Consider the following 10,535-nt stretch of genomic DNA (forward strand, 5'->3'; position numbering starts at 1 on the left):
TGCTAGGATGGCATCCGTGCGTCCCGCGTCTCGTCTCGACCGGAGTCCCGAGCAGCTGCTCGGCCTGATGACGGTCGCCGAGAAGGTCGGCCAGCTCAGCCTCTATTCGGCGGCGGTGCACTGGGGCGGCGATCCGGTGAACCCGGCGCTGACCTTCGATCCGCCCGAGAAGCGGCTGGCGGCGATCCGCGCAGGCGAAGTGACGGGGATCTTCAACGTCCATGGCGAGGCGTCGGTGCGCGCGCTCCAGCGCATCGCGGTCGAGGAATCGCGCCTCGGCATCCCGCTGGTCTTCGCCGCCGACGTGATCCACGGCTTCCGCACCGCGCTGCCCGTGCCGCTGGCCGAGGCGGCCAGCTTCGAGCCGGCGCTGGCGGGGCGCGCGGCCGAGCTGGCGGCGAGCGAAGCGGCGGCGGCGGGGATCCACTGGACCTTCGCGCCCGGCGCCGACCTCTGCCGCGACGCGCGCTGGGGCCGGGCGGTCGAGAGCTACGGCGAGGACACCCATCTCGCGAGCCTCATCGCTGCGGCGCGCGTGCGCGGCTTCCAGGGCGAGGACCTCGCCGATCCGCGCCGGCTGATGGCGACGGTCAAGCATTTCGCCGGCTATGGCGCCGCCGAGGCGGGGCTCGACTATGGCTCGGCCGAAGTCTCCGACGCGACCTTCGCCGAAGCCTATCTGCCGCCCTATCGCGCGGCGATCGACGCGGGCGCGGGCGCGGTGATGACCGCGTTCAACGACGTCGGCGGCGTGCCCTGCACCGCGAGCCGCGACCTGCTCACCGGGGTGCTGCGCGAGGGCTGGGGGTTCGAGGGGGTCACCGTCTCCGACTATAATTCGGATGCCGAGACGATCGTCCACGGCCACGCCGCCGACCGGCGCGAAGCGGCGAAGTGCTGCTTCCTCGCCGGGCTCGACATCTGCATGGAGAGCGGGCTCTACGCCGAGCATCTCGCCGATCTCGTCGCGAGCGGCGAGGTGCCGATGGCGCTGCTCGATGCCGCGGTGCTGCGCGTGCTCCGCGCCAAGGCGGCGCTGGGGCTGTTCGACGATCCATATCGCGGACTGGCCGTCGAGCAGGACGCCGCGGCGCTCAAGACCTTCGCACGCGAGGCAGCGCGGCGCTGCCCGGTGCTGCTGAAGAACGAGGGTGGCGTGCTGCCGCTCAGGCCAGGCGTGCGCGCCGCGCTGATCGGGCCGTTCGCGGACGAACATGCGCACCTCAACGGCGCCTGGGCGATCTTCGCCGACAATGGCGAGTCGGCGAGCCTCCTCGACGGCTTCGCGGCCTCGCCCGAGATCGCCGCGCTCAGCGTCGCGCCGGGATGCGGCATCGAATCGCCGATCGAGGGCGGGATCGCGGCTGCGCTTGCCGCGGCGGAAGGCAGCGATGTCGTGGTGCTCGCGCTGGGCGAGGGGCAGCATATGTCGGGCGAGTCCCGCTCGCGTGCCGATCCGTCGCTGCCGGCCGCGCAGCTCGAGCTGGCGCGGGCGATGCGGTCGCTCGGCAAGCCGGTCGTCACGCTGCTCCGCACCGGCCGGCCGCTCGCCATCCCCGAGCTGGCGGGGCTGTCCGATGCGCTGCTCGTCACCTGGTTCCTCGGCGCCGAGACCGGCCATGCGATCGCCGACCTCGTCCTCGGCCGCGCCGCGCCGGGCGGGCGGCTGCCGATGAGCTTCCCGCGCCATGTCGGCCAGCTGCCGCTCTACTACGCCCGCAAGCGCACCGGTCGCCCGCCCGAGGCCGGCAAGCCGCGCTTCACCGCGCGCTACATCGATGTCGAGCCCGGGCCGCTCTACCCGTTCGGCTTCGGCCTTGGCTATGGCCGCGCCGATTACGGCCCCGTCCGGCTGGATCACGCGACGATGGCGTGGGACGGCACGCTCACCGCGCGCTGCACGATCCGCGAGACTGCGGGCGCAGCGATCGAGGAAGTGGCCCAGCTCTACCTCCACGACGTCGCCGCGAGCCGCATCCGCCCGGTGCGCGAGCTCAAGGGCTTTGCCAAGCTGGCGATCCCCGCGAACGGCGAAGTCGAGGCGGTGTTCGAGATCACCCGCGGGCTGCTCGCCTTCGCCGACGGCACCGCCGAGCCCGGCGCCTTCGAGCTCTGGATCGCTCCCCACGCCGAGGCCGGCGAGCCCGCCCGCTTCGTCCTGGAGCCCGAAGCATGAGCGCCCCGCTCGGCTGGCGGCGCACGATCGCCTTCGCCTCGGGCGACTTCGCCTTCAACCTCTACTGGCAGAGCGTCTCGCTCTACCTGCTCTTCTACTACACCGAGGCGGTGGGGCTCTCGGCCTCGGCGGCGGGGCTGATCTACATGGTCGCGTCGATCTGGGACGGGTTCGCCGACCCGGTGATCGGCGCCGCCGCCGACCGCACCCGCACGCGCTGGGGCCGCTACCGGCCCTGGCTGCTCTTCGGCACGCTTCCGCTCGCGGGCGGCTTCGCGCTGCTCTACTTCCGCCCGCCGCTCGCCGGCACCGCGCTGGTCGTCGCGGTGATGGCGGCGCACCTCGTGTTCCGCAGCCTCTATGCCGCAGTGAACGTGCCCTATGCCGCGCTCACCGCCCGGATCACTCGCAGCGCCGCCGAGCGCGGCAATATCGCCGGCGCGCGGATGGTGTTCGGCACCTGCGCCTATGTCGCCGTCGCGCTGCTCACCCAGCCGGTGGCGGCGCTGGCGACCGGCAGCCGCGACGCACCGTTCGGCTTCTTCGTCGCGGCGCTGCTCTTCGCGCTGCTCGCCACGCCGATCCTGCTGCTGGTGTTCCGCACCACGCGCGAGGAGACCACGGAGGACGCGCGCGCTCGACGCGCGCTCGACTGGGCTCCTGTGCTGCGCAACCGTGCCTTCTGGACGCTGGTGCTCGCCGGGCTGTGCTTCGTCGTCTGCTACACCGTCTTCGCCAAGTCGGTGCTCTACTATTTCAAATACGTCCTGCTCGACGAGAAGGGCGCGCCCGCCGCGCTGGCGATGGCGGGGGCGAGCGGGCTCGTCGTCGTGCCGCTGTGGATGCTGGTCGCCCGGCGCATCGGCAAGCGCGCGGTGTGGCTGGCGAGCTGCGGGCTCTTCGCCTCGGGCCTCATCCTGTTCGCGCTCGCGCGGCCGGGCGCGGGCTGGGGGATGAACGCGCTGCTCGTCTATGTCCAGGCGGGCTATCTCGGCATCGTCTTCGCGTATTGGGGGATGCTGCCCGACACGGTCGAATATGGCGAGTGGCGGAGCGGCGGGCGCGCCGAGGGGCTGGTGTTCGGGCTGGCGCTCTTGTTCCAGAAGGTCTCGCTCGGGCTCGGCGCCGGGCTGTTCGGGCTGGCGCTCGACCATGTCGGCTTTGTCGCAAACCGCGCGCAGAGCCCGGCGACGATCGCCGGGCTGGTGACGATCATGGTCGCGCTGCCGCTCGCCGGCGCGCTGCTGTCGATGCTTGCGATGGCGTTCAACCCGCTGCGGCGCGGTACCCACGAGGCCATCGTCGCCGAGATCGCGGCGCGGGGAGAGACGCGATGATCCGCTCGCTCGCCGTCGCGCTGGCCGCGATGCTGCTCGCCGCCGCGCCCGCCCAGGCGCAGGAGGACCCGCTCCGCGACGGCTTCCGCGATCCGCCGCAGTCGGCGCGGCCCTGGGTCTGGTGGCATTGGATGGACGGCAACGTCACGATCGACGGCATCGACCGCGACCTCGCCTGGTTCCGCGACATCGGCCTCGGCGGCTTCCAGGTGTTCGACGTCGCCCAGCCCGGCGTGCCCAAGGTCGTCGACCATCGCCTGATCTACATGCACCCCGACTGGCAGGCCGCTTTCCGCCACGCGATCGAGCAGGCGGCGCGGCTGAAGCTCGAGGTCGGCATCGCCTCCTCGCCCGGCTGGAGCGAGACCGGCGGCCCCTGGGTGGCGCCCGAGGCGGCGATGAAGAAGCTGGTGTGGAGCAGCACGTTCGTCGAGGGCGGGCGCCGCTTCACCGGCATGCTCGCACCGCCGCCCGCGGTGCCGGGGCCCTTCCAGGACCTCGCGCGCGACGACAAGGCCAGGGCGACCGCCTTCTACCGCGACGTCAAGGTCCTCGCCTGGCGCGTGCCCGCCGACGCCGCGCCGCTGCCGCCCGCGCGGGTGACGTCGAGCGGCGGCCCGCTCGATGCCGCCTTGCTCGCCGACCCGCGGCTCGAGCGCGCGTCGGCCGCCACGCTGCCGCTCTCGCAGGGCTCGCCGCAGTGGATCCGCTTCGATTATGACCGGCCCCAGACCGTCCGCGCCTTGGTCTATGCCCCCACCAGGCCCGGCCTGTTCGACCTCGCGCCCGCCGCCATGCTCGAGGCGAGCGACGACGGCGTCACCTTCCGCAAGGTCGCCGACCTCGCCTTCTCGCCACGCAGCCAGAGCACGGTGAGCTTCGCCCCCGTCACCGCGCGCAGCTTCCGGGTCAGCTTCTCGCCGCCCGCGGACCCCGGCTCGCTGTGGCGGCGCGTGGTCAACCTCGCCGCGCCCGGCATTGCCAACAAGCGCTACGATCGCGCGCCTGCGCCTGCCGACCTCCGGCTGCAGCGGCTCGCACTCCTTCCCGACGCGCGCGTCAATCGCTTCGAGGACAAGGCCGGCTTCGGCGCTGCCGACGATTATTATGCGATCGAGACTCCCGCCGCCGATCCCGGCTCGGCGATCCCTCAGCAGGGCGTGCTCGACCTCACCGACAAGCTCCGCCCCGACCGCACGCTCGACTGGACGCCGCCGCGCGGGCGCTGGGAAGTGCTGCGGCTCGGCTGGTCGCTGACCGGCGCGGTCAACGCCCCTGCGCCGGCGGAGGCGACCGGCTATGAGGTCGACAAGCTCGATGCCGCGGCGGTGCGCGACTATATGGCGCGCTACCTCGCCACCTATCGCGCGGTCGTCCCGCCCGAACTGCTGGGCAAAGGCGGCATCACCACGATCCTCAACGACAGCATCGAATCGGGCCCGCAGAACTGGACCGGCGCGATGCTCGCCGAGTTCAGGGCACGGCGCGGCTACGACCCGACGCCCTGGCTCCCCGCGATCACCGGCCGGATCGTCGGCAGCGCCGCGGCGAGCGACAAGTTCCTCTGGGACTATCGCCAGACCATCGCCGAGCTGATCGCCGTGAACCACTACGGCGAAGTCGCCCGCAGCGCGCATGAGGCGGGCCTGCGCGTGCGCGGCGAAGCGCTCGAAGACCATCGCCCGGTGCTCGGTGACGACATGGCGATGCGCGCGCATGCCGACGAGCCGACCGGCGCGATCTGGGCGCCCAACGAGCAGGGCCATGTCGAGCCCATGTCGGTCGCCGACCTCAAGGGCGCCGCCTCGGTGTCGCACCTCTGGGGCACCGGGCCGGTCGCGGCCGAAAGCTTCACCTCGGGGCTCGCGCCCTGGGCGGGGTCGCCGCGCAGCCTCAAGCGCGTCGCCGATGCCGCGCTGGCGATGGGCGTGACGCGCTTCATGATCCACAGCAGCGTCCACCAGCCGGTGGAGGGGCATCCGCCAGGGCTGACGCTCGGCATCTTCGGCCAGTTCTTCAACCGCTACGAGACCTGGGCGGGGCAGGCCAAGCCCTGGGTCTCGTACCTCGCCCGCTCGGCCTATCTGCTCCAGCAGGGCCGCTATGCCGCCGACATCGCCTATTTCTTCGGCGAGGAAGCGCCGCTGACCGCGCTCTACGCCGCGGGGCCGCCGGCCGACCTCCCCGCGGGGCACGGCTTCGACTTCGTCGATGCCGAGGCGCTGAAGGGCCTTCTCGGCGTTCGCGACGGACAGCTCGTCACGCCGTCGGGGATGCACTATCGCGCGCTGCTGCTCGGCGGCACGTCGCGGCGGATGACGCTGGGAACGCTGCGCAGGATCGCCGCGCTCGCCGACGCCGGCGCGCTGGTGATCGGCCCGCGCCCGTTGTCCTCGCCAAGCTTCGCCGACGATCCCGCGGCCTTCGCGGCGCTGGTCGCGCGGCTCTGGGACGGCGGCAAGGTCGTCGATGCGCCCGCAGCCGACGCGCTTTCCCACGCCGGGATCGCCCCCGACTGGCGCGTCGAAGGGCAGGCCCCCGAGTTGATGGTGCTCCATCGCACGCTCGACCATGGCGAGCTCTATTTCCTGTCGAGTCGCTCGCGCACTGCTGCTCGCGCCGAAGTCTCCTTCCGCGTGACCGGCCTCGCGCCCGAGCTCTGGGATGCCGACACCGGCGAGGTCCGCCCGCTCGCCTGGCGCAGCGAGGGCGGGCGCACGATCGTGCCGCTCGACTTCGATCCCGACGGCGCCGCCTTTGTGCTGTTCCGCAAGTCCGTCGTTGCGCCCGCACCGGCGATCCCCGCCCCGGAACCGCATCTTCTCCAGACGTTCGACCAGGGCTGGACGCTCGCCTTCCAGCCCGATCGCGGCGGCCCGGCGGAAGGCATCCCCGCCAGCGCCGGCTCGTGGAGCGACAGTCCCGATCCGCGCGTCCGCTATTTCTCGGGCACCGGCACCTACAGCCGCACGATCGACGTTCCCGCGGCGATGCTCGCCGGGCAACGGATCCTCCTCGACCTCGGCGAGGTGCGCGAGCTGGTCGACGTCGTGATCAACGGCCAGACCCTCCGTACGCTGTGGAAGCCACCCTATCGCCTTGATGTCACCCAGGCGCTCAAGCCCGGCGCGAACCGCGTCGAGCTCCGCGTCACCAATCTCTGGGTCAATCGCCTGATCGGCGACGCCCAGCCCGGCGCCGCGCCGCTCACCAGCACCGCGCTTCCCAGCTATCGTCCCGACGCCAAGCTGCTCCCCTCGGGGCTGATCGGCCCGGTGAGACTGGTCGGCGAGCGCTGAGGTTCGCTCACCATTCGGTCAACGATTGATTTCGCTAGCCCGATTGGCGAATGTGGGGGTCGAGGCCATAGGGGATCGAGCGAAATGAACATGCGCGTGCGCCAGAAGGAGGCGACGAGGGCGAACATCCTCGAGGCAGCGCTCCAGGAATTTTCGACGCACGGCTTCGAAGGCACGTCGACACGCGTCATCGCCGAGCAGGCGGGGGTGCACCATGCGCTGATCAAATATCATTTCCAGAGCAAGGACGCGCTGTGGCGCGAGGCGGTGACTTTCCTCTTCGAGCGCCAGCTCGCGCAAATCCAGCATTCGCCGCGGCTCGAGGATTATGAGGACAAGCGCGAATACGCCCGCGCGATGCTGCGCCAGCGCGTCCATTACTGGGCGCAGCATCCCGAGCACGCCCGGCTGATGGTGCAGGAGAGCTGCCGCGACACCGAGCGCTTCCGCTGGATGGTCGACACTTTCATCCTCAAGACGAGCGAATCCTCGGGCGCCTTCGTGCAGTGGCTGATGGACGAGGGGCTGGTGCCGCCCGCCTCGCTGCCGGCGCTGGTCTATATCCTCGTCGGTGCGGCGCAGCTGTTCTACACGCTGGCGCCCGAGGTCCAGCGCGTCTGGGGCCTCGACCCGTCGAACAAGGCGGCGATCGAAGCGCATGCCGACGCGCTCGTCCGGCTGGTGATCCGCTAGGCTCCCGCAGGATCGCTAATCGGAAAATAATAAACTCATAGTGGAATGAAATCCGATCCCTCGATCGGCGCAGAATCCGATTGCTCAATGACTTAGGCGAGCGAGCCGAGAAAATACCACTCAATCTGACGCATCTGACGCTTTCGACGCCGTTACGATGGCGATAGAAGCGCGAGCAAGAGCGGGTCCGGATTCGCAAGAGTCCGAAGATAGATGATCGTTACCCGGGTCGCCACAGATCAAGAACTGCCGAGCCGACTGTCGACAAAGTTCGGCGGGATCGGACAGGCAATCGGGCACATAATATCTTCCGATTTTCTTTGAATTTCGGAGAGTCGCTTTGGCGGTCGGGAGATCGCCGAAGGCGTGTGGTTTTGTCTTGCGTATGGATCGGGGGATATTTCCTATCGACTGAGGGAGTATTTGACGGATGCGACTGACTGCACCGGGCGTCTACACGCGCGAACTCGACAGCGGCGTGAGGACCATCGTCGGCGCCCCCACTTCGACGGCGCTCTTCGTCGGCCCTTCGGTCAGCGGGATCGACCTTCGCCCTCAGCGCATCGCGAGCTTCGCCGATTTCGAGCGGCTCTACGGCGGTCTCAGCGCGACCAGCCTCACCAGCTATGCCGTGCTCCATTTCTACGCGAACGGCGGCGGCGAGGCCTATTTCATCCGCGTTCCCCCGAGCGGATCGGGCGCGAGCGCGAGCAGCTTCAAGGCCAATGGCGTCGCGAACGCGGTGGTCTCGCTCAAGGCGCTGTCGAAGGGCCTGTCGGGCGACGGCCTGATGATCGAGTTCGACAGCTTCGGGCTCGGTGCCAACCTCGAGGCCGCGACCGCGCCGAGCGATTTCAACGTCACGCTGACCGACCGGATGAGCGGACTGAACGAGCGCTTCGGCAGCCTCACCACCTCCGCCGCGGGCGGCCGCGCGATCAACAAGGTGCTCAACGATCCCGACACCGGCTCGAAGTTCGTTTCCTCGACGCTCGACCAGCCGGGCAAGCCGGCGCCCCAGGCGAACGGCACGATCGTCAAGCTGCCCGACATCGCCAATCCGGGCGCGGACTTCGCCAAGGATTGCCGCGTGTCGCTGCAGGTCGATGTGCTCGACGGCACGGGCGCCTTCGCCGCGGCGCAGGGCTTCACGCTCAAGAATGTGATGGTGTTCGAGAAGGGCAAGCCACGGCCGAGCTCGAAGCTCGAGCTGCTCGCGCGGACCTTGTTCGCGCTCAACACCGCGATTTCGAACGATGCGGGCGCAGCGCCCAAGATGAACGGCCTGGCGATCGAGGCGACGCTGCACGACGGCGGCAAATATGCCCGCTTCCGTGTGAGCGCGCCGGGAGGCGGCATCTACGACCGCCGCATCTACGACGCCGCGGTTCGCTTCGCCGAGCCCGATCCGGCGCCGACCAGCCCCGAGAAGAGCTGGCTCGCCGACTTCACCGACGTGGCGGGCTTCGGGCAGAAGATCGCGCCGGCGCGCTACCAGCTCGGCGCCAAATATCCCGCGGACTTCGTGACCGCGCAGGCGGCGGGCGTCGCCGGCAATGCCGATGGCCAGCCGGGCGAGAGCGACTTGCTGAGCGCGGTGCAGATGCTCGGCACGCGCGATCCCTTCTTCAACACGCTGTGCCTGCCCGAACTGGCGCGCGCCAAGACCGACGATCCCAAGGCGCCCTATTTCAGCAATGCCGGATCGATCTACGCCGCCGCCGCGCAGGTCTGCGACAACAAGTTCGCCTTCCTGATCGTCGATCCGCCGCCCGACATCACCGATGCAAGCGCCGCGGTCGCGTGGAAGAGCCTGAAGTTCCCCTTCCAGTCGAGCCATGCCGGCGCCTGGTTCCCCAACATCCGGGTCGACGATCCGCTGGTCCGCGGCTCGATCGTGTCGATGCCGCCCTCGGGCGCGATCGCGGGGATGATGGCGCGGATCGACGGCGAAGTGGGCGTGTGGCAGGCGCCTGCGGGCACCGATGCGTCGCTCAACGGCGTCTACGGCCCGTCGATCGTGCTGTCGGACGACGAGCACGGCCTGCTCAACCCGCTGGGGGTGAACTGCATCCGCCAGTTCCCGATCTTCGGGACGGTGGGCTTCGGCTCGCGCACCACCGACGGCGCCGATGCGATGGCGAGCGACTGGAAGTACATCCCGGTCCGCCGGACCAGCAACTACATCCTCCGGACCTTGTCCGAGGGGCTGCGCTGGGCGGTGCACAAGCCCAATGGCGAGGAGCTCTGGTCGCAGCTGAGGATCAGCGTGACTGCCTTCATGCAGGGGATGTTCCGCCAGGGCGCGTTCAAGGGCGTCTCCGCGCGCGACGCCTATTTCGTGAAGTGCGACTCCAGCACCACCACGCCCGCGGACATCAACCTGGGCATCGTCAACATCGTGATCGGATTCGCGCCGCTCAAGCCGGCCGAGTTCGTCGTCGTCAGCCTGCGCCAGATCGTGCAGCCGGCGGCCTGAGGGGAGAGGCGAAATGGCACAATTCTCGGTCAACGCCAATCGGCTCGATCCGTACAAGAACTTCAAGTTCCGGGTGAAATGGGACGGGCGCTACGTTGCCGGCGTCTCCAAGGTGTCGACGCTCAAGCGCACCACCGAAGCGGTGAAGCACCGTTCCGGCGGCGACCCTTCGACCAGCTACAAGGGTCCCGGCCGCACCGAATATGACGCGATCACGCTCGAGCGCGGCGTCACCCACGACCTCGATTTCGAGCGCTGGGCGAACAAGGTGTGGAACTGGGGTTCGGGCAACGGCGGCGAAGTGTCGCTCGCCGATTTCCGCAAGGACATCATCCTCGAGCTGCTCAACGAAGCCGGGCAGGTGGCGCTCGCCTATCGCATCTATCGCTGCTGGGTGTCCGAATATCAGGCGCTGCCCGATCTCGACGCCAACGCCAACGCGGTCGCGATCGCCAAGCTCAAGCTGGAGAACGAGGGCTGGGAGCGCGACTATGACGTCGTCGAGCCCAGCGAGCCGAGCTTCACCGAACCCTGAGCGGGGGCACGCAACG

The 10,535-nt window shown here is 69.8% G+C and carries 6 protein-coding genes; all 6 read left to right on the top strand.

From position 1 onward, the window contains the following. The first annotated feature begins 16 nt into the window (after positions 1–16). The 6 genes from J7495_RS13320 (at position 17) to J7495_RS13345 (ending at position 10,519) form a co-directional block, all read left to right on the top strand. The gene (locus J7495_RS13320) at positions 17–2,176 is read left to right on the top strand and encodes a glycoside hydrolase family 3 N-terminal domain-containing protein (RefSeq protein ID WP_294057064.1); all 2,160 of its coding nucleotides are present in this window, start codon (positions 17–19) and stop codon (positions 2,174–2,176) included. Then, on the top strand, positions 2,173–3,513 hold the full coding sequence (locus J7495_RS13325) for an MFS transporter (RefSeq protein WP_294057065.1): 1,341 nt from the start codon (positions 2,173–2,175) through the stop codon (positions 3,511–3,513). The genes J7495_RS13320 and J7495_RS13325 overlap by 4 nt, the downstream gene beginning before the upstream one ends. Continuing rightward, positions 3,510–6,812 carry a glycosyl hydrolase gene (locus J7495_RS13330; RefSeq protein ID WP_294057067.1) on the top strand — a complete coding sequence of 1,101 codons (3,303 nt, stop codon included), beginning with the start codon at positions 3,510–3,512 and terminating at the stop codon, positions 6,810–6,812. The genes J7495_RS13325 and J7495_RS13330 overlap by 4 nt, the downstream gene beginning before the upstream one ends. 84 nt (positions 6,813–6,896) lie before the next feature. Then, positions 6,897–7,505: a TetR family transcriptional regulator gene (locus J7495_RS13335; protein ID WP_294057068.1), complete on the top strand. Its 609-nt coding sequence runs from the start codon at positions 6,897–6,899 to the stop codon at positions 7,503–7,505. Positions 7,506–7,935: 430 nt separating this feature from the next. Continuing rightward, positions 7,936–9,984: a phage tail sheath C-terminal domain-containing protein gene (locus J7495_RS13340; protein WP_294057069.1), complete on the top strand. Its 2,049-nt coding sequence runs from the start codon at positions 7,936–7,938 to the stop codon at positions 9,982–9,984. A gap of 13 nt (positions 9,985–9,997) precedes the next feature. Then, the gene (locus tag J7495_RS13345) at positions 9,998–10,519 is read left to right on the top strand and encodes a phage tail protein (protein ID WP_294057070.1); all 522 of its coding nucleotides are present in this window, start codon (positions 9,998–10,000) and stop codon (positions 10,517–10,519) included. Positions 10,520–10,535: the final 16 nt, after the last annotated feature.

This window comes from Sphingomonas sp., assembly GCF_017745215.1.
Lineage (GTDB): Bacteria > Pseudomonadota > Alphaproteobacteria > Sphingomonadales > Sphingomonadaceae > Sphingomonas.

Coding starts and splice junctions, on each gene's coding strand:
- J7495_RS13340 (WP_294057069.1), top strand. CDS start 7,936: ATGCGACTGACTGCACCGGGCGTCTACACGCGCGAACTCGACAGCGGC.
- J7495_RS13325 (WP_294057065.1), top strand. CDS start 2,173: ATGAGCGCCCCGCTCGGCTGGCGGCGCACGATCGCCTTCGCCTCGGGC.
- J7495_RS13345 (WP_294057070.1), top strand. CDS start 9,998: ATGGCACAATTCTCGGTCAACGCCAATCGGCTCGATCCGTACAAGAAC.
- J7495_RS13330 (WP_294057067.1), top strand. CDS start 3,510: ATGATCCGCTCGCTCGCCGTCGCGCTGGCCGCGATGCTGCTCGCCGCC.
- J7495_RS13335 (WP_294057068.1), top strand. CDS start 6,897: ATGAACATGCGCGTGCGCCAGAAGGAGGCGACGAGGGCGAACATCCTC.